Origin of the sequence: Mycolicibacterium diernhoferi, from assembly GCF_019456655.1 — a bacterium.
GTDB lineage: Bacteria > Actinomycetota > Actinomycetes > Mycobacteriales > Mycobacteriaceae > Mycobacterium > Mycobacterium diernhoferi.
Map to the genome: position 1 here is coordinate 5,365,194 of NZ_CP080332.1, position 18,917 is coordinate 5,384,110.

Below are 18,917 nucleotides of genomic sequence, written 5' to 3' on the forward strand. Positions count from 1 at the left end.
CGACCGGCACAGTTGCGGGCCTGTTGTCGAAAGGCACTGCAATTCTATAACGTGTTCTACATGACTGGACAGGAGTACGACGTCGTCGTGGTCGGCAGCGGCGCTGCCGGCATGGTCGCCGCCCTCACCGCTGCTCACCAGGGCCTCTCGACAGTAGTCGTAGAAAAGGCTCCACACTATGGCGGTTCCACTGCGCGGTCAGGTGGTGGCGTATGGATCCCGAACAACGAGATCCTCAAGCGTGACGGGGTCAAGGACACCGCCGAGGAGGCCCGCAGGTATCTGCACGCCATCATCGGCGACGTGGTGCCCGCGGAGAAGATCGACACCTACCTGGACCGCAGTCCGGAGATGTTGTCCTTCGTGCTCAAGCACTCCCCGCTGAAACTGTGCTGGGTGCCGGACTACTCCGACTACTACCCCGAGACCCCGGGCGGCAAGGCCACCGGGCGCTCGGTCGAGCCCAAGCCGTTCAACGCCAAGAAACTCGGCCCCGACGAGAAGGGCCTGGAGCCGCCGTACGGCAAGGTGCCGATGAACATGGTGGTCCTGCAGCAGGACTACGTGCGGCTCAACCAGCTCAAGCGGCACCCCCGGGGCGTGCTGCGCAGCATCAAGGTGGGCGTGCGTTCGGTGTGGGCCAACGCCACCGGTAAGAACCTGGTCGGCATGGGCCGGGCGCTCATCGCGCCGCTGCGCATCGGACTGCAGAAGGCGGGCGTACCGGTGCTGTTGAACACCGCGCTGACCGACCTGTACGTGGAGGACGGTGTCGTCCGCGGCATCTATGTGCGCAACACCGGTGACCCGGAATCGGCCGAACCGACCCTGATCCGGGCCCGCAAGGGCGTCATCCTGGGTTCCGGCGGGTTCGAGCACAACGAGCAGATGCGGGTGAAGTACCAGCGTGCACCGATCACCACCGAGTGGACCGTGGGCGCGGCCGCCAACACCGGTGACGGCATCCTGGCCGCGGAAAAGCTGGGCGCAGCACTGGAATTGATGGAGGATGCGTGGTGGGGCCCGACCGTCCCGCTGGTGGATTCGCCGTGGTTCGCGCTGTCGGAGCGCAACTCCCCCGGATCGATCATCGTCAACCTGTCCGCCAAGCGCTTCATGAACGAGTCGATGCCCTATGTGGAGGCCTGCCACCACATGTACGGCGGCCAGTACGGCCAGGGGCCCGGCCCGGGTGAGAACGTGCCGGCCTGGCTGATCTTCGACCAGCAGTACCGCGACCGCTACATCTTCGCGGGACTGCAGCCCGGACAACGCATTCCGAAGAAGTGGCTGGAGTCCGGCGTAGTCGTCAAGGCCGAAACCCTGGCCGAGCTCGCCGAGAAGACCGGGCTGAACGCAGATGCGCTCAAGGCGACCGTCGACCGGTTCAACGGCTTCGCCCGTTCCGGTGTCGACGAGGACTTCCACCGCGGCGACAGCGCCTACGACCGTTACTACGGCGACCCGACCAACAAACCCAACCCGAACCTGGGCGAGATCAAGCACGGCCCGTTCTACGCGGCCAAGATGGTGCCCGGCGATCTCGGCACCAAGGGTGGCGTCCGCACCGATATCCACGGCCGCGCGCTCCGCGACGACGACTCCGTGATCGAAGGGCTCTACGCCGCAGGTAACGTCAGCTCCCCGGTGATGGGTCATACCTATCCCGGCCCGGGCGGGACCATCGGCCCCGCCATGACATTCGGATACTTGGCCGCGCTCCATCTGGCAGGAAAGGCTTGACGTGCCCATCGACGCCGCCTTGGCACTCGCAGCAGATCTCGACCCCATCGAGTTCTCCTGGTCCAGCAGCGATATTCAGCTGTACCACCTCGGCCTCGGGGCCGGCGCGGACCCGATGGACGAGCGCGAGCTGCGGTACCTGACCGATAACACCCCGCAGGTGCTGCCGACCTTCGGCAATGTCGCGGCCAGTTTCCACATGACCGAGGCACCGACCGTGCAGTTCCCCGGCATCGACATCGAGCTGTCCAAGGTGCTGCACGCCAGTGAGGGTGTCACCGTTCCCGGCCCCATCCCGCCCAGCGGGAAAGGCTGGTCCAAGCAACGGTTCACCGAGATCTGGGACAAGGGCAAGGCCGCAGTCATCGTCAGCGAGACGACGGTGACCGACGAGTCCGGCACCGTGCTGTGGACGACCAAGCGCTCCATCTTCGCCCGCGGCGAGGGCGGTTTCGGCGGTGAACGCGGACCGTCCACCTCGGTCGAGCTGCCCGACCGCGCGCCGGACGCCGAGATCGCGCTGCCGACGCTGCCGCAACAGGCGCTGCTCTACCGGTTGTGTGGCGACCGTAATCCGCTGCACTCGGACCCCGCGTTCGCCAAGGCCGCGGGTTTCGACCGGCCCATCCTGCACGGTCTGTGCACCTACGGCATCGGCTGCAAGGCCATCGTCGACCACTTCCTCGACGGGGACGCCCTGCAGGTCGGGACCTATGGCGCCCGGTTCGCCGGCACCGTCATCCCCGGCGAGACGCTGCAGGCCAACATCTGGAAGCAGGACGGGAAGTACATCGGCGTGCTGACCGCGCCGTCACGGGACAACACCGTCGTGCTGTCGGGCGTGGAGCTGATACCGGCGTAAACGCATGAGGTGTCGAAGCACGAATTCGTACGCCTTCCACGCCACTACGCCGACCGCCAGGGCGATGACCGTCGCGACGACCAGTCGCAGATCCTGCAGCACGCCCGGGTGCCCCGCTCCGGACGCCGCAACAGAGGGCTGATCGACGAGCGGCGACTGTACCCGGTCCAGCAGGAAAAGGGTCAGTGGCTGAGTCAGGTAGATCAAGAGGGACGCACTGGCCAGGACGGCGGTGACGCGTCGCAGTCCGAAGGGAACCGGCAGTCGGGTGACCCAGATCAGCAGCAGCAGCCCGCAGGCTACGACCAGTTTTCGCCCATTGTCACCGTCGGAGAATCCCGGGAGCATGGCACCGCCGACGGCGGCGGCCGTCAACAGCAGCCGATGCCTGTACCGGGTCGTCCGCGCCGCTGCCCAGCCGAGCGCGAACAGCCACCCCGTCGCCACCGGGCGGTACAACTCCATCGGGCCGTCGCCGGCGATGGGCTCGAACCGCAGGAACAGACAGATTCCGAGGAGTCCGACGGCGAATCCGAACGGCCAGGCTCGTTCGAGCCTACGGGCTGCCGGGATCGACAACAGGACCGCCGACAAGACCAGCGCGAGAACCAGAACCTCGATGAACCAGTAGTTCCACACCGGGTCCCAGCCGTCAGGGCCGAGCTCCGGACCGTCCGGGGCGAAGAAGTGCTCGATGAGCAGGATGTTCCAGACCTGGTACTGACGGGTGATCACGTAGCCGGTGGCGATCACGAGTACCGACGGCACCGTGATCCGCGCGATCGACCGGACCAATGGGCGGATTCGCCCGCCCGCCGCGACCGCGTTGAGTTGAAACCGGGCGAAGCTGTACCCGGCGGCCGCGAGCAGGACATGCGCACCGCCGAACAGATGGCTCAGACCAACGTGATTGGCACACACCAGGACGATTGCCACCGCACGCAGGACGGTACTGAGCTCCTGCCACGCAAGGAGTCCACGCGGCCGGCCACGCGCCGTACGTTCGAGCTCGGCGACGGTCATCAGATACCAGTCCGTCGGTAGCGTTTCGAGCAGGTTCTCGAGTCGCCGTGAGGTTTCGACGAACGACAGCGAGTCACCCCCGAGGCTGACGAAGGTGTCGCTGTCCATCACCTCGTCAGCCCCGAGAATCTCCCGGTAGAGACCACGGACATCGCTCTTCTCCGCGGCGGGCCCGGTGTTCGCGAGCCGGGATTCCGCCAACCGCGCCACGGCGGCGTAATCGGGTTTGCCGTTGGCATTTCGGGGAAGCTCGTCGAGCACGACAGTGCCCACGGCCGCGGCAGGCAGACCCAATTTCGCGCAGATCACCGAGGCGGGGTCGAGCCTGCTTCGTGCGACCGCGACGACCAATCTGGCGTCGTCCCCGATGCACAGCGCCTCGATACCCTCGGCAAGCAGGCTTTGCTCCAGCTGATCGAGGTCGACACGCAAGCCGAAAAGCTTCAGGAACCGGCTCCGCCGTCCGACTATCTCGTACAGCCCGTCCTCGCGGCGACGGGCCAGATCACCGGTGTGCAGACAATCGACGTCGCGGCCGGCAGCGAGGTCGTCTACCGTCTGGGCGTAGCCGAGCATGACGTTCGGTCCGTGATAGATGAGTTCGGAGTCCCCGTCGATGGTGAACTTCCCGCCCGGTATCGGCTGCCCGATCGCTTCCGGCGCGTCGAGAACTCGGTCCGGAGGAAGGTACGCCATCCGCGCAGTGGCCTCGGTCTGCCCGTACATGACGACGAGATCCCAGCCCCGCCGGCGCCCGAGTTCGGCGAACCGCCGGACCCGGTCGGCGCCCATCTTCCCACCCGCCTGGGTGACGTAACGCAGACCGGGCAGTTCAAGATCAGCGAAACCGATACGGTCCAACAGGTCGAATGTGTACGGGACACCCGCGAATGAGGTCGCCTCACTCGTGCGTGCCAGGTCCCACAAATCAGGATCCACCACCGACAACCCGGTCACGACGACCGCGGCGCCACGCGCCAGATGACTGTGCAGCACCGACAGCCCGTAACAGTACGACAGCGGCAACACCGTGATTGCGCGGTCCGTGCCGTCGATCCCCAGGTACTGCGCGATCGCTTTTGCGTTGCTGTCCAGGTTTTCGTAACTGAGCCGCACCAACTTCGGTGAACCGGTCGACCCGGAGGTGGAGAGCAGCAGCGCCAGATCGGGATGCAGATCATGTCGCGGGACCGTTCGGCGCCGATCCACCCGCCATTCGTCCTCGCCATCGGCGCCGACCACCACATCAGGGTCGTATGCCGCCACCAGTGCGTCGCGGGCGTCCGCGTCGGATGCCACCAGTACGACGTGCCCCGCTCGCAACGCCGCCAGATAGCTCACAATCGCTGCCACAGTGTTTTTCAATTCAATCAACACCAGGCACCGGGCACCGGCGGACAGCCCCGCCGCCGCCTCGACCCGTTCCCCGAGTTCGGCATACGTGATGGTGTGACGGTCCGTGATCAGTGCCGGGTGGTCGGCATACTCGTCCCACCCGTCGAGGAATCCCAGGCCCAGACGAGCACCGGAAGTCCAGATCGTCATCGCGAGTCCGTCCCACCCGCGTCAGCCGCGCCACACACAGCAAATATTGTGTCAACACCGGGCGCTGCCCGCTCGAGAGTCAGCGAACTTCTCGCAGGCATGAATAAGTTGCTCCAGACGCCGCCGACGATCATGTAGAGTCCGCTTCCAGCAAGCGTTTCGAGCGTTGGCAGCATCTCTGTGATGAGCGCCCCGGCAGCGGCAAAGGGTGCGTGCGAGAAATCCGCCGCTCCCTACGCGAACGAGATCCACACATGAGCAGTAACGAAACGTATGACGCGATCGTCGTAGGCTCGGGCGCCGCAGGTTCGTGGGCTGTCAAAGAGTTGACCGAATGCGGCCTCAAAGTGGTTCTGTTGGAGGCCGGCCGGGGTTTGGATCCCGAGAAGGACTTCCCCATCGGCGCGCCGCCCGGCGCAATCGGTTTGGCGAGCCGCGCGAAAGCGGCCCTTCAAGGTCAGGCGGTCCAAGCTCAATGTGCGGCATTCTTCGAGAACACCAAAAATTTCTACGTCAGCGACAGAGAAAATCCGTACACGACGCCGCGCGGAAAGCGGTTTCTCTGGTACCGCGGACGCCAACTCGGCGGCCGTCTGCACACCTGGTCACGCCACGTTCCACGGATGTCCGACCATGAATTCAAATCCGCGAGCCTGCGCGGTCAGGGCATCGATTGGCCCATCTCGTACCAAGACGTGGCACCGTACTACGACATCGTCGAACGAACGCTCGGCGTGCACGGAAGCCCTTCGGGCATTCCTTCCTGCCCGGACGGGCAATTCATCGGACCCGCAAGAACGACGCAGGCCGAAGAGAAATTCAAAACCAACGTCGAGCAACGAATTCCGGGCATGCGCATGACCTATGGCAGAAATGTCAGGTACGACCGGGAGCGAATTCCCCTGCCCCTCCGTCTGGCCGTGGGCACCGGCAATGTCGAGATCCGTACCGATGCCGTCGTGCGTCGCCTACTGGTCGATGAACGGACGGGAAAAGCGGTTGGTGTCGACTACGTCGATCGCATCACCGGCGCGGCTCAAGCGGTTCATGGTCGGATCGTCGTGCTCTGCGCGTCGGCGATAGAAAGCGTGAGAATTCTTCTGAATTCAAGAACCGCAAGACATCCCGGCGGGGTGGGCAACTCGTCAGGCCATCTAGGCCGGTACCTCTGTGACCATGTCGCCTACGCGCAGAGCGGCGCCATATCGGCACACGAGGCCGAGCCCAATCCCGCCGAGGACGGGTTCGATTTCGCCGCGACCGGCCTCTACATCCCCAGTTGCCGCGATGACGAGCCGAACAGCTTTCCTGGCGGCTATGGCATCCAGGTGGGCATCGGCCGCGGCAAGCCGACCTGGAGCATGTATGCCCTCGGGGAGATGCAACCGCGGTTCGACAACCGTGTATCACTGGATCCCGCGGTCACGGACGCATGGGGCGTTCCCGCAGCGAGGATCGAGTGCAGCCATTCACCTGACGAGGTCAGGATGGTTGCGCACATGAAGTCGATGGTTCGCGAGATCGCCACGGCCGGTGGACTTCCGGTCGAGGACAACCATGATCTCGGACGCCGCAACGTCGCGTTGCGGTTGTTCCGGTCCCGATTCTTCACCGGCTACGGCGCCTACTGGCCAGGAGCTGCCGTCCACGAGAGCGGAGGCGCGAGGATGGGCGGCAGTCCGGAGGACTCGGTACTCAACTCCCACTGCCAGGTCTGGGACGCCGAGAACGTATTCGTGACCGATGGCGCTTGCTTCGTTTCATCGGGGTTCCAGAACCACACCCTCACGATGATGGCTTTGACGGTACGCGCATGCCGTTTCGTCGCCGGCGATTACCTGAAGTGCTGACCGGGCCACGTCGAGTGCGGGTACAGTCGCGCCATGCCCGAGACCGCCAGGGGCGTGGACGCGGCGCGCCGCCGGCGCCGCCTGCGAATCGGGGCGCTCTCGGTGTGCCTCGTCCTCCTGGCCGCTGCGATCGCCGGACTGCCGGTCTATGTGCGCCCCCAGGCCGACCATCCGCGCACCGCTGACGCGATTGTGATCCTCGGCGGTCCGGACTACCGCCGTTACTCGTTCGGGTTCGGGCTGGGCGCCGACGGGTGGGCACCCAACGTCGTCGTGTCGAACCCAAACGGCGCGGATGACCCGTATCTGACAGACTACTGCGCCGCCCGGCACCCCGAGTTCAATCTGATGTGCTTCATCCCGGATCCCGAAACCACGAAAGGCGAAGGGCGAGAACTGCGTCGGCTGGCTACACAATACGGATGGCGCACGGTGATCGTGGTGACCATCCGCCCGCACATCTCGCGGGCCCGGTTCATCCTCGAACAGTGCTTCGACGGCGAACTGGTGATGGTCGCCCTGCCGGTTCGGATGTCATTTTTCGAGTGGATGTTCCACTACGCCTACCAGTCCGCCGGTTATGCGCGCGCGATATTGCAGCCCGGATGTTGAGTTTCCCGCGGCGCTTCCGATCTAGGATCGGACCATGGCGCGTGACCGGCGGACCGCATTGCTCGCGTTCGCCCGCATCTGGGCGTACCCCTTGTGGTGCGGTGTCACCCGGTCCGAGGTGGCAGAGGTGGTCGCCGAGGACGTCGATTGGTGGATGCGGTGCATCGATGAGCCTGATTTAACTGCGCTGGACCACTATTCGCGATTCGCCTATCTCAGTGGTGCGCTACGTGAATTCCGCACGCTCGTCCATTACCGGCTGCAGGCGTTGCCGTGGCCGCTGCGTCTGGTGTTGCGCAAGTTGTACCCGCCGGAGCCCACGTTGACACTGGATGTCGGCAGCATCGGCCCCGCCTTCTTCATCCAGCATGGGGTCGGGACGATCATTGCCGCAGAGTCCATCGGTTCCCACTGCTGGGTGAACCAGCAGGTCACCATCGGGCACAACGCGCACGGCAGGCCCACCCTGCAGGACCGCGTCCGTGTCGGGGCCGGCGCGGTGGTGGTAGGTCCGATAACCCTGCACGAGGGCGCGACCGTCGGGGTCAACGCGACGGTGATCCACGACGTCCCCGCCGGCGTCACCGTCGTGGCGCCGGCGGCGACGATCCTCAGCCGACAGGAGAACGGCGACGCACAAGCCTAGGCACCCAGAGCAGGTCCGGGACGACCTGAGCGGCGAGGATGGCCAGGGCGGCCATGAACACGACACCCGCCGCACCGAACCGGACTACCGCCAGGCAGCCCAGCCCAATGGCGATGACCGCCATGGCCACCGTCCAAAAGGCCTGCCAGCGGGCCTCATTCGACCTGGTCAGAAGAACCGATGCCGGTAGATGCAGGGCTTGACCGACCAGGACCGCACCGAATGCGAGTGCAAGCCAGGCCGACACTTGGATCGTCCCGCCCGACAGCACCGAGGCGGCCCACGGACCGAGCAACCCCAGGCATACCATCGCGAACAATCCCACAAGTGCAAGTACGAAGGTGAGGCGCCACCACATCCGAATCGTCACGTCCGCGACGCCCCGGCGCTTGACGAAGATCGGCCAGTACGCGAGTGCTGCTGCCGACAGCACCTGCCAGCCGACGGCATAGATCTGCGCCATCAACGCGTAGCGTGACAGCTCCTCGGGCGTCGACAGGTGCGCCACAAGGATCCGTCCGCCCTGTGACCCGATCGGGATTCCCACCCCGACCAGGAACAGCCACATACTTCCGGCCAACAATCGGCTGCCCGTTCGCGAGGGTGACACCGGCGAGAACACGTCTGTGCCGAGTCCGGACAGGCGCAGCGCCAGCACGGTGCCGACCGATTGGCCGATGAGCAAGCCGCCCAGCGCCGATACCGCGAACCAGATCCCGCTCGCCCCGATGGCACGGAGCCCGAGCGTGAGCCCCAACCCGAATGCCGGACAGCTCATCAACACCAGGGTGGCCAAGGGATTTCGGTCTATCCCCACCAGGATCCGAGGCCCGAGTCCGGCCGGGATGGTGAGCGCGAATATGCACATCGCCACAGTGATCGCCCAGCGGTCTTCGGGACCGCTGGCGAAGCCGACGACGCCGCTCCAGGCGTCGAGCGCCATGACGGCCAATGCGACGAAGATCAGCGCACCCGCAACCACGAACAGGACACGGTAAGCCCGCCGAATGATGTCGACAGCCTCGTCACGCTGCTCTCCGCCGAGCATCGCGGCGGCATTGATCGCGGTGGCACCGATGCCCAGATCCGCAAATGGAAACAACAACGCGACGGTGGCGACGAGCGAGACCAGACCGAATACAGCTTCACCGGTCTCTCGAACGATGATCGCCGTGTTCAGCAGGCCGAGCATCGCGACAATCGGTGTGCCGAGGATGCGGTAGAGCGGACCGAGTAGCAGCGCGCGGCGCTCCTCGGGTGCGAGATGCCCCTGGTCCGTCGTCATCGCCGAGCAGTCGGCCACAGGAGGCGCAGGACGATCCTGCCCGCGTTGAGTGCCGCATAGGCAAGCGCGAAGACGCCGGGGCGACCATGTCGGACTGCCGACCTCACCGCGCGCATCACACCGCCCAACGACCCGGCCGAGACCGCGGCGCTCACCGGACTGGTGCACAGATAGTCACCGAGGACACGTGGCGACTCCGGACCCAGATAGTGCAGTCCCCAGCGTATATAGGTTGCCGTACGGTCCGATGTGTCCCGAGACACCGAACTGCCGTTCACGTTGTAGATGCTCAAGGCCTCGGGCAGGTGAACGACGTGCAGATCCGGATTGGTGCGCTGAGCCCTGATCAACCAGCTCGGCTCATCGTGTGGTTGATCGTAGGCTCCGCCCCATGGCACCGAACGTCCCAATACGGTCGGAAAGCACAACGTGGAAGTCTGCAGGTTGGCGTTGCCGAACCCAAGGCGCTCGAAGCGAAACAGGTACTCCGCCACCAGCTCCCCCGGCTCGATGAGCCGCCGCGGCCACAACCGCTCCCGAGCGCCCGGACCCCGCACCACCATTCGCGACGACACGATCCAATCGTCACCGTCGAATGCCTCGACGGCGGCGAGTTGGCGGGCCAGTTTGGTCGGTTGCCACGCGTCATCGTCGTCGAGCAGCGCGATGACCGTCCCGCTCGCTGCATCGATGCCCAGTTGCCGGCTTCTGGCCGGCCCGCCACCGGCCGGGGTGGTGAGCACACGGATGCGGTCGTCGTCCGGAACGGACACCCGAACATCGGCTTCCGCAGTCTCGTCCGCGACGACAAGGATCTCGTCGACCGGGTAGGTCTGGGCCAGTGTCGATCGAATTGCACCGGTGAGCGAAGGACGGCCGATGGTGGCGATCACCACGCTGACAGTAGGTTTCATTGCTTCGCCGATGATCGCACCGGCGGCCCACGGAAGTGGGTGGCAGCGAAAAACAAAGCGATGCAGGCGAATGTCGGGATCATGTTGTACAGCCAGGGCCCGTACAGGAGGTCCCAGATCCCCTGCAGAGCCACCGTGATCCCCAGCGGCGCCCACCTCCCGAGCCGGGTGAAGTTCCATACCAGCCCAAGGCAGGCCACCACCAGCGCAGCAGGCAGGAGCACTGCCAACACCCCGCCTTCGGCCCACGACCCCAACAAGATCGAATGCATCGCCGAGTAGTTCGAGGGTGGCAATTCCCAGTAAACGTCGAACGGGAATGTCGGACTGAATCCGAACCGCGTCGCGAGATGCTGAGCCTGCGTGTACACATCCGGCGGCAGGTTCATCGCGCTGCCCCAGCCCAGAAGTGGGCGCTCCAGGATGGCGGTGATGCTCATCGGTGGCTCGGTGCGGCCCGCCAGGAGCAGCGGCACGTCGAACGTCTCCTGCTCGAGGGTCTTGGCCTGAAGCGCAGCGCCGAACATCCCGGTGCGCGCGACCATCGGCATCGCATAGGCGAACGCCACACCGATCATGATCAGACCGGTGAACTGCCAACCGCGGCGAAGCCGAGTCCCGAGAAAGTGATTGATCACCAATGTTCCCGCGGAAAGAAAACAGACGAGCGCATGGGCTCGGTAGTTCAGCCCGAGGCTCGCCAGTCCCAGTGCCGCCAACGCGACAGACAGTGCCAGGACGGGCGCCCGCAGGGTCGTCAATCCGAACACGATGAGGATCGTCACGGCAGAGGCGATCCCGTACTTCCACACGTCCGCGAATCGCCCGGTGTGGGTCAGCTCGATGCCTTCGGTTGCAAAGAACACGATCGCGCCAACGGCGAGTCCCGCCAACGCAGCCGCAATCGAGTCGACCGCGCGTCCGGTGAGGACCGTGAGCCCGATGAAATACAACCCGAAAGCCGCCGGAGCCAACGCATTAGGCCACAGCACACTCACATCGTTCACCAGACAGGAGGCGAGGAACGAGATCGACCCCAAGGCTGCCAGCAGCAGTGGTAGCAGGTCGACTCCCCGGTGCGACATGAGCAGCCAGGCCGGTGCGATGAGCAGACAGATCAGCGATAGTGCCGTCACGGTGACGTTGGCACCCTGGATCGCCGAGGTTGCCGCGACCGCAAAGACCAGGATGAGGCCGGGCGTTACGGCACGTCCTCGGCTTCGTTCCTGCAGCGAGCAGGGTGCGAGCTCGGTTGCTGTCAACACACACCCCCAATTGACCGATGCGCGCAAAAGAACGATAGCTGTTTACCCGGTTTCATGTGGTGAAGTCGTAGTCCCGTTACGATGATTATCGTCAGATTCTTTGCTGGGGGAGGCAATGTGTCGATCACTCAGCCGGACCGGTCGCTGGCTGCACGGCGGGGTCGGTCCTACGACAAGGGCCGTGGACTCGGTGCGCAGATTCTCTGGGTGGCCATGTCCACCCTCGTCTTCACGCAGGTCTGGTGTCCGAACCGGCTACGGTGCGCCATGCTGCGCTGGTTCGGTGCGCAGATCGGTGACAACGTGTTGATCAGGCACCGCGTGACGGTTCAGTGGCCATGGAAACTCTCGATCGGAAACAATTCCTGGATCGGTACGGGCAGTGAGCTCCTCAACCTCGACCAGATCGTGATCGGATCCGATGTATGCATCTCCCAGCACGTGTTCCTGTGCACGGGGAGCCACGACCGCACGTCTCCGACCTTCGAGTTCGACAACGCTCCGATCACGATCGAAGACGGCGTGTGGGTATGTGCGCGTAGCACGGTGCTGCGCGGTGTCCGCATAGGAGCGAACTCGGTTGTCGGCGCGACGTCGTTGGTCCACCGCGACATACCACCGGACTCCCTGGTCCAGGCTGCGTTACCGGTCGTCAGCCGGATGTGAGGCCATGCGCATCCTGCAGGTGGTGACGTTGTTCAGCCCGGACGGGCTGTACGGCGGGCCCGCCCGGGTGGCGCTGAACCAGAGTTCGGAGTTGGCCGGCCGCGGCCACGACGTGACGATCATCGGTGCCGCCCGCGGCTACCGGGACCTGCCGACCGAACTGAACGGGATACCGGCCAACTTGTTCGAGGCGAAAGCGGTCCTCCGCCGGTCCGGCTTCGCGTGGCTCTGTGCGCCGGGGCTGACGAAGTGGTTGCGTGACAACTGGTTCCGATTCGACGCCGCGCACATTCACTTCGCCCGCGACCTCGTTGTCATGCCGGTCGCGGCGGCTGCCCGCCGCCGCGGCATCCCGTACGTGTTGCAGACCCATGGCATGGTGGTGCCCACGGCCCATCCCCTCGCTGCTCCGCTGGACCGCGGGTGGACTCGCGGGATCCTCGGGGATGCGCGGGCCGTGTTCTTCCTCGATCACAAGGAACGGCAACAGCTCATCGCCGTCGCCGGCGCTGATCTTCGGCTCGTGGAGCTGGGCAACGGAGTACCGGATTACCCTGCGGCCACCGGCGCGCCGCCTTTCGGGCAACCGGAGGTCTTGTTCGCGGCTCGAATGCACGCGAGGAAACGACCGGTCGTGTTTGTCGAGATGGCGAAGGAACTGCTGAGACTGGGGATCGACGCCCGCTTCACGTTGGTGGGACCTGACGAGGGGGAAGGGCCGGCGCTGCGGGCTGCGCTCGACGGGGACCCCCGGATCACCTGGGAAGGCGCCCTGAGTCCCGATGCGATCCCGGCCCGGCTGGCCGACGCAGAGGTCTACGTCCTTCCGTCGGTTCGGGAGCCATTTCCGATGTCGGTCCTGGAAGCGATGTCCGTCGGGGTTCCCGTCGTGGTGACCGGCGACTGTGGGCTCGCGCCGATCATCGAACAATCCCGCAGCGGCGTCGTCACCGACCACACCGTGCCCGCCCTGGTCGCCGCGGTCGGCTTGTTACTCGGCAACCGGGCACGTGCGCGGTCCATGGGTGAACGCGGCCGGGCAACGGTGCATGAACACTTCGGCATGCGCCGGGTCGCTGACCGCCTGGAGAACACGTACACGGACGCCCTCGTGGGTGGCCGATGAGCTGGGGGAAGATCGATCAGCGACGAGTCCGGTGGGCGGTCGGACTCGCGCTCGTCGGCCAGTTGGTGCTCGCGACGGCGGTCGCCTGGGCGCCGGCCACGGCTCCCCCGCCGCCGTTGACCATTGCCGTGGTCGGCGATCAGAACACGGCCGGCATCAAGAACCGGGTGGTCTGGCCAACGCTGATGGCGGCCAGAACCGGATGGGCGGTATCCAATTATGCGCTCCCCGAGGCAGGCTTCGCCGCGGACGGAATGGGGGGACAAGCCTTCAGCTTTCAGGTCGATCGCGCGCAAGCGCAGCGCCCCCGACTCATCTTGCTGGTGACCGGTACCGCTGACGCGTCCGTGCCGGAAATGGAAGCGGTCACCGTCGGGGCGACAGACGCGATCAACAAGATCATCCGGGGTGGCCAACAAGCGGCAGTGATCGGTCCGTTCTGGTATGAATCACCCGTTCCGGAGTCGGTTCGGCGGGTGGACGACGCCGTCAAAGCGGTGGCCGAACGGGCCGAGGTGCCATTCTTCGACGCCCTCGATCCCCCGCTGCTCACCAAGGCCCAGATGCACCCGGACCGCAGCGGGCCGAGCGACGAGGGGCAATCCGTCACCGCGGACAGGGTCGCAGCGTGGCTTCGTGCGCAGGTTCTGCGATGACCCGGGCACGGTGGTCGGATGTCGGCGCAGCCGCCATGGTCGTCGCGATTGCCATCGGTATCAGCACGGTTTCCCGTTCTCCCCAACCCCACCCGGTGCTCTCCCACTCCGGGGCAGAGCAGCCGATCAGCGAAACCCGGCCGCTGGCGTTGTTCATCGGGGATTCGTACACCGCGGGCGAGAGTTCCGCCGAGCTGTCCTATGCATGCCGCGCCGCGGTGCTGATGGGCTGGCTCTGCGCGCTGTCCGCGGTCGGCGGAACGGGGTACATCAGCGGCGGGCCCGCCAACCGCTGGGACGATCCGTATACCGGAGAGTCCTCGTCTTTCATCGAGCGTATCCCGCACCTGTCCGCTCAATACGATCCCGACCTGGTGTTGCTCGACGGTGGCCGCAATGATGCCTTCGCGCCGCGCACCTACGTGTTCGAGGAGACGGTGTCGACACTCGGCGAGGTATATCGGGCCTGGCCGCGCGCCCAGATCGTCTTCATCCGGCCACGGCTCCTCGCGGACCCCGGCGACGATCTCGGAATGACCGACGAGTTCATGGCACACCTGCGGGCTGAGCCTGCAGCCAAAGGCGTGATCTTCATCGACCCGATCAGCACATTGACCGGCACCGACACATCGGAATTGCTTGCCCCGGACAAGCTCCACCCGAACGCCAGAGGCGAACAGCGCATTCTGACGTCGCTCATCGCAGCATTGCAGTCGCAACAGCTGGGTCCGTCATCGTGAGCGCTGCACTCACGGCGTATCTGCGCATCCTCCGCGCGGGGTGGCGGTGGATGCTGTGGGGTGTCCTGCTTGCGCTGGCCGCCGCCACCGTGATGTTGGTTCTCCAGCCACCGATGTACCAGTCACACGCGACCGTGTTCGTCCGGACCCCTGGCGACGTCAGCCGCGTGGTCGACGGCGGGGACACCTACGCCCGCGAGCGCGCCGCTACTTATGCTCAGCTGGCCAAGAGCACAACCCTCGCGGACCGCGTGATCGCCGACCTCAACCTCGACGTCGACCCGGCAACCCTGTCCGCGCGGATCACGGGAAAGAATCCACCGGGCACCGCGCTCATCGCCTTATCGGTCGGCGCCCGGTCCGGCACCCAAGCTCACCAGCTGGCGACGGTGTTCCTTTCCGAATACGCCGAAATGGTCCGCAGTTTGGAGTCGGTGCCCGGGTTACTAGTGCCTCGGGCCGAGCTCGTCGTCGTCGACCCGCCCGGGCTACCCACCAGGATGGTCTCGTGGGGCCTACCACTGTTGGTCGTACTGTCCGGTGCCGTGTTGATCGGGTTGGTCTCAGGTGCCGGCGCGGCGGTGATCCGGGCGGTCCTTGCCGGAACTGCAAGAGAAGACGCGGAACGGCGGGGGTGAAAGTTGACTGTTCAATCATTTATCGCTGCGGCACAAAAGTATTGGGCGACGTACCTGGCGGTGGCCGCGGTGGTGTTCGCCGCCGGAACAGCTGCGATACTGCTTTCGCCCGTCACATACGTGTCATCGGCCCGGCTGATGGTGTCGGTCGAGGGGTCGACGACCGCCGCGGCATATCAGAATGAGGAGGTCGCGACGCGGCGTATCCATTCCTACATTCCGCTCTTGACCAGCGGCCTGGTGACTCAGCGGGTCATCGACAGACTCGGGTTGCCGATGGCCCCTTCGGAACTCGCCCAGGAGATCTCCGCCACCAACGTGCCGCCGAAGACCTCCCTCATCGACATCTCGGTCAGAGACAGGTCGTCCGACCGAGCAGAACAGATCGCCGATGCGACAGCCCGCGAGTTCATCGCATTCACCGCCGCCATCGAGACACCCACCGGCGAGGACAGTCAGAAGGTCCACACCACCTTGGTCAGCGCCGCCGGCCCCGCACACCGGGATCCGTTTGAGCAGGTCATTCTCCTTCTACTCGCGGCCCTGACGGCGCTCCTGCTCGGAGCTGTCGCAGTATGGATCCGCGAAACGCGCAACCACCCCATCCCGGGGCTGCCCGGCAGTGCCGATGACGTCGAAGCCGATGACGTCGAAGCCGATGATCGTGCACGACACCGAGCGACGGACAGCTATGGGCCCGCGCCACGAGCAGTCGACGCGGCCGAGTCCAACTGAACCCGCCTACTCATCCTCTCCGAGAGGCGAGTTGCTGCTCCCGGAGCCACTCCACCGTCGCAGCGATACCGTCTCGCAGATCGACACGTGCCTGCCATCCGAGCAGCCTTCTCGCTTTCTCGACGGACGGCCAGCGGCGTTGCACGTCGACCTCGAAACTCGGCACGCTTTCGAGCTCGAAGAGCTCGGGGTCCAACCCGCACAATTTCCAGATCAGCCGTGCGGTCTCCGCCACCGTATGTTCCTCGGACGCAGAAATGTTGAAGTCCTGGTTCTCACCGGCGGGGTGGAACATCGCCGTGACGATCCCGTCCGCGATGTCGTCGACGTGGGTGAGTGTGCGCGTCTGATGACCTGATCCGAAGATCTGCAGTGGGCGCTGACCCGACAACGCCTTCCAGATCAGATCGGGTACGACATGTGCGATCCCCGGTTCGACATCGGGCAGTTCGCAGGGTCCGTACGCGTTGAACGGCCGGCAGATGGTGAACGGTAACCCGTGTTCCTCGTGCAGAGCGTGACAATGAATCTCACCGGTCAGCTTCGAGAATCCATACGCCGAGCGTGGGGGACGACAGTCCTGCAGGTGCTCCTCCGTGGTCGGAAACTGGGTCGCTTGTTCGAACACCATCGAGGAGGAGACATAGACCAGCCGCTCGACGTTCTCGCGGAGAGCCGCACCGAACACCGAGTTGTAGAGGCCGGTATTCATGGCGAGGAGCGTGTGGGGGAGATTATGGAAGTTCGCGATGCCGCCGACGATGGCAGCCAGGTGCACGACATGGGTGCATCCTTCGACAACCGCCTCGGCCTCGCGGAGCGAAAGCAGATCTCCGGTGTGCACTTCACACCTGTCAAGCATCCACTGCGGTGCCGCACGTTGATCCGCCACTCGGATGGCGCAGGCATTGTCGCGCAACAATCTTCGGACCACGGCACTGCCGATCGCGCCGACGCCGCCGGTGACGAGAACTCTGTTCACCTGAAGAAAGCGCTCTCCGCCGGCGGCCCGAAACCTGTTCCCCGGCTGTCGAAATCGGATCCGTGACTCAGCTCATGAAACTTCTGAACAACGCCCACCTGCCCCCCTGAGGTCTATTCGGCGCGCCAATCGCAGTCAATGGTACGCGCCGCGCCAGACAGAGTGACCGCTTCCGCGCATCCCCATTCGACGGCGCCTGCCGGCTGGTACGCCGCCACTACCAGCTGATACCGATGTATCGGGGGTCACCCTGACAGTCCACCGAACCCGGAAACCGGACCAGATCGAGGACGATACGTCCGTCGACGTTCCGCAGTGCGGCAATCGCCTCAGAGTCTGCCGAGCCCACGACGCACACCTCGGCATGGTTGACGACATCCTCGGGTGAGTCGGCGATGAACCGTGAGAGGTGCGGGATTCGCTGCTCGACGTACACGCGGTTGGCGCCGAGGAGACGTGGCACCGCGACCTGCCGATCGTAGATCAGCAACTCGAAGCCACGCCCGAGAAGACGCTCGGCGAGTGCCACCAGCGGGCTCTCACGCAGGTCGTCGGTTCCGGTCTTGAACGCAAGGCCGAGAAGCCCCACCCGACGCTTGCCGGTTGACTCAATGATCTTGAAAGCACGGTCGATTTGGCCGTCGTTGGACATGCCGACGCTCTCCAGGATCGGCACAGGGACTTCCGATCGCCGCGCGTGATGAACGAGCGCACGGAGGTCCTTCGGAAGGCATGAGCCACCGAACGCGAAACCCGGACGCAAGTAGGCGGACGATATGTTGAGCTTGGTGTCGGCTGTGAAGATGTCCATCACGGCGTGGCTGTCGAGTCCCAGCGCCTTGCACACCGCACCGATCTCGTTGGCGAACCCGGTCTTCAGGGCATGAAAACCGTTGTCGGCGTACTTGGTCATCTCGGCTACCGCGATCGGTACTCGGAACACCGGGCCAGGTAACCCCCGGTACAGGTCCGCGACTGTATCGCCGCTCGCCGCGTCGAACTGGCCGACGACAATCTTCGGCGGCTCGAAGAAATCGTCGATCGAGCAGCCTTCGCGCAGGAACTCCGGATTCACCGCCAACCCGAAGTCCTCCCCGGCCCGCAACCCCGAGGCGGACTGCAGTCGCGGCAGAACGATCTGCTCGCACGTGGACGGCAACATCGTCGACCGGATGACTACGGTGTAGCGCTCGGTCCGCCCGACCAGTGCGGCCCCGATCTCTTCACTGACGTGTTCGAGGAACGTCGTCAGGAGGCTCCCATTGGGAGCCGAGGGTGTGCCCACGCATACCAGTGCGATATCGGTGTTCGCCACCGCTCTGGCGGCATCCGTTGTCGCACATAGTCGTCCGGAGACAACCTGCGAGAAGACGAGATCGTCGAGACCGTCTTCGACCACCGGACCCCGCCCCCGGTTGATCATTTCGACCTTCTCGCGGTTCACGTCGACGCCGATGACCGAATGACCACGAAGGGCAAGACAGGCCGCAGATACGCTCCCCACATAGCCGAGGCCGAAAACGGCGACCCGCCGCGCAATTCGCGCGGAGGATGGGCCGGCCTGAGTTACATCTTCCGATTCGCGGACGGCGATTGCGTCTCCGCCCGGTGTGCCAGTTTCCAGCATCG

General features: G+C 65.1%; 17 protein-coding genes. 11 read left to right on the forward strand and 6 right to left on the reverse strand.

Annotated features, from left to right (window positions below; genetic code table 11):
- The first annotated feature begins 60 nt into the window (after window positions 1–60).
- Window positions 61–1,743, forward strand: coding sequence for a 3-oxosteroid 1-dehydrogenase (kstD, locus tag K0O62_RS25485; protein ID WP_073856926.1), 1,683 nt, complete (start codon window positions 61–63; stop codon window positions 1,741–1,743).
- Window position 1,744: 1 nt separating this feature from the next.
- Window positions 1,745–2,605, forward strand: coding sequence for an enoyl-CoA hydratase ChsH3 (locus K0O62_RS25490; protein WP_073856726.1), 861 nt, complete (start codon window positions 1,745–1,747; stop codon window positions 2,603–2,605).
- Here K0O62_RS25490 and K0O62_RS25495 read toward each other — a convergent pair.
- Window positions 2,555–5,173 carry an AMP-binding protein gene (locus K0O62_RS25495; RefSeq protein ID WP_073856727.1) on the reverse strand — a complete coding sequence of 873 codons (2,619 nt, stop codon included), beginning with the start codon at window positions 5,171–5,173 and terminating at the stop codon, window positions 2,555–2,557. The genes K0O62_RS25490 and K0O62_RS25495 overlap by 51 nt on opposite strands.
- 254 nt (window positions 5,174–5,427) lie before the next feature.
- Here K0O62_RS25495 and K0O62_RS25500 point away from each other — a divergent pair, with 254 nt between their 5' ends.
- Genes K0O62_RS25500 through K0O62_RS25510 form a run of 3 tightly spaced genes read left to right on the forward strand, consistent with a single transcriptional unit; the run spans window position 5,428 to window position 8,281 of the window.
- Complete coding sequence (locus K0O62_RS25500; RefSeq protein WP_073856728.1) at window positions 5,428–7,023, forward strand: GMC oxidoreductase; 1,596 nt, start codon at window positions 5,428–5,430, stop codon at window positions 7,021–7,023.
- A 33-nt stretch (window positions 7,024–7,056) separates the two neighbouring features.
- Window positions 7,057–7,635 carry a YdcF family protein gene (locus K0O62_RS25505; protein ID WP_097933465.1) on the forward strand — a complete coding sequence of 193 codons (579 nt, stop codon included), beginning with the start codon at window positions 7,057–7,059 and terminating at the stop codon, window positions 7,633–7,635.
- Window positions 7,636–7,669: 34 nt separating this feature from the next.
- Window positions 7,670–8,281 carry an LbetaH domain-containing protein gene (locus tag K0O62_RS25510; protein ID WP_073856729.1) on the forward strand — a complete coding sequence of 204 codons (612 nt, stop codon included), beginning with the start codon at window positions 7,670–7,672 and terminating at the stop codon, window positions 8,279–8,281.
- Here the strand turns inward: K0O62_RS25510 and K0O62_RS25515 are convergent.
- The 3 genes from K0O62_RS25515 to K0O62_RS25525 are packed head-to-tail and all read right to left on the reverse strand — an operon-like array spanning window position 8,247 to window position 11,742.
- Window positions 8,247–9,566: a lipopolysaccharide biosynthesis protein gene (locus K0O62_RS25515; protein ID WP_073856927.1), complete on the reverse strand. Its 1,320-nt coding sequence runs from the start codon at window positions 9,564–9,566 to the stop codon at window positions 8,247–8,249. The two genes, K0O62_RS25510 and K0O62_RS25515, sit on opposite strands and share 35 nt — an antisense overlap.
- Window positions 9,563–10,480 (reverse strand): glycosyltransferase family 2 protein, encoded by a 918-nt coding sequence (locus tag K0O62_RS25520; protein ID WP_073856730.1) that lies wholly within the window; start codon window positions 10,478–10,480, stop codon window positions 9,563–9,565. Before K0O62_RS25520 ends, K0O62_RS25515 begins: the two co-directional genes overlap by 4 nt.
- Window positions 10,477–11,742: a hypothetical protein gene (locus K0O62_RS25525; protein WP_234800115.1), complete on the reverse strand. Its 1,266-nt coding sequence runs from the start codon at window positions 11,740–11,742 to the stop codon at window positions 10,477–10,479. The genes K0O62_RS25520 and K0O62_RS25525 overlap by 4 nt, the downstream gene beginning before the upstream one ends.
- Before the next feature lie 120 nt (window positions 11,743–11,862).
- Here K0O62_RS25525 and K0O62_RS25530 point away from each other — a divergent pair, with 120 nt between their 5' ends.
- The 6 genes from K0O62_RS25530 (at window position 11,863) to K0O62_RS25555 (ending at window position 16,306) form a co-directional block, all read left to right on the forward strand.
- Entirely contained in the window at window positions 11,863–12,411 is a 549-nt protein-coding gene (locus K0O62_RS25530) for a DapH/DapD/GlmU-related protein (protein WP_097933467.1), read from the forward strand.
- Window positions 12,412–12,415: 4 nt separating this feature from the next.
- Window positions 12,416–13,537 (forward strand): glycosyltransferase, encoded by a 1,122-nt coding sequence (locus K0O62_RS25535; RefSeq protein WP_073856732.1) that lies wholly within the window; start codon window positions 12,416–12,418, stop codon window positions 13,535–13,537.
- A gap of 116 nt (window positions 13,538–13,653) precedes the next feature.
- Window positions 13,654–14,193, forward strand: a complete 540-nt coding sequence (locus K0O62_RS25540; RefSeq protein WP_205870670.1) for an SGNH/GDSL hydrolase family protein — start codon at window positions 13,654–13,656, stop codon at window positions 14,191–14,193.
- Between the two features lie 35 nt (window positions 14,194–14,228).
- A complete protein-coding gene (locus K0O62_RS25545) occupies window positions 14,229–14,933 on the forward strand; it encodes an SGNH/GDSL hydrolase family protein (RefSeq protein WP_234803609.1) in 705 nt (234 codons plus the stop codon).
- Window positions 14,930–15,571, forward strand: coding sequence for a YveK family protein (locus tag K0O62_RS25550; protein WP_073856735.1), 642 nt, complete (start codon window positions 14,930–14,932; stop codon window positions 15,569–15,571). The genes K0O62_RS25545 and K0O62_RS25550 overlap by 4 nt, the downstream gene beginning before the upstream one ends.
- Window positions 15,572–15,631: 60 nt before the next feature.
- Window positions 15,632–16,306 carry a YveK family protein gene (locus K0O62_RS25555; protein WP_234800116.1) on the forward strand — a complete coding sequence of 225 codons (675 nt, stop codon included), beginning with the start codon at window positions 15,632–15,634 and terminating at the stop codon, window positions 16,304–16,306.
- Window positions 16,307–16,316: 10 nt separating this feature from the next.
- Here K0O62_RS25555 and K0O62_RS25560 read toward each other — a convergent pair whose 3' ends face one another.
- Together K0O62_RS25560 and K0O62_RS25565 are read right to left on the reverse strand one after the other, a co-directional pair.
- On the reverse strand, window positions 16,317–17,288 hold the full coding sequence (locus K0O62_RS25560) for an NAD-dependent epimerase/dehydratase family protein (RefSeq protein WP_073856737.1): 972 nt from the start codon (window positions 17,286–17,288) through the stop codon (window positions 16,317–16,319).
- Between the two features lie 217 nt (window positions 17,289–17,505).
- Window positions 17,506–18,915 (reverse strand): nucleotide sugar dehydrogenase, encoded by a 1,410-nt coding sequence (locus K0O62_RS25565; protein WP_079244418.1) that lies wholly within the window; start codon window positions 18,913–18,915, stop codon window positions 17,506–17,508.
- Between the last annotated feature and the right edge of the window lie 2 nt (window positions 18,916–18,917).

Coding starts and splice junctions, on each gene's coding strand:
- K0O62_RS25500 (WP_073856728.1), top strand. CDS start 5,428: ATGAGCAGTAACGAAACGTATGACGCGATCGTCGTAGGCTCGGGCGCC.
- K0O62_RS25520 (WP_073856730.1), bottom strand. CDS start 10,480: ATGAAACCTACTGTCAGCGTGGTGATCGCCACCATCGGCCGTCCTTCG.
- K0O62_RS25565 (WP_079244418.1), bottom strand. CDS start 18,915: ATGCTGGAAACTGGCACACCGGGCGGAGACGCAATCGCCGTCCGCGAA.
- K0O62_RS25535 (WP_073856732.1), top strand. CDS start 12,416: ATGCGCATCCTGCAGGTGGTGACGTTGTTCAGCCCGGACGGGCTGTAC.
- kstD (WP_073856926.1), top strand. CDS start 61: ATGACTGGACAGGAGTACGACGTCGTCGTGGTCGGCAGCGGCGCTGCC.
- K0O62_RS25515 (WP_073856927.1), bottom strand. CDS start 9,566: ATGACGACGGACCAGGGGCATCTCGCACCCGAGGAGCGCCGCGCGCTG.
- K0O62_RS25505 (WP_097933465.1), top strand. CDS start 7,057: ATGCCCGAGACCGCCAGGGGCGTGGACGCGGCGCGCCGCCGGCGCCGC.
- K0O62_RS25495 (WP_073856727.1), bottom strand. CDS start 5,173: ATGACGATCTGGACTTCCGGTGCTCGTCTGGGCCTGGGATTCCTCGAC.
- K0O62_RS25510 (WP_073856729.1), top strand. CDS start 7,670: ATGGCGCGTGACCGGCGGACCGCATTGCTCGCGTTCGCCCGCATCTGG.
- K0O62_RS25545 (WP_234803609.1), top strand. CDS start 14,229: ATGGTCGTCGCGATTGCCATCGGTATCAGCACGGTTTCCCGTTCTCCC.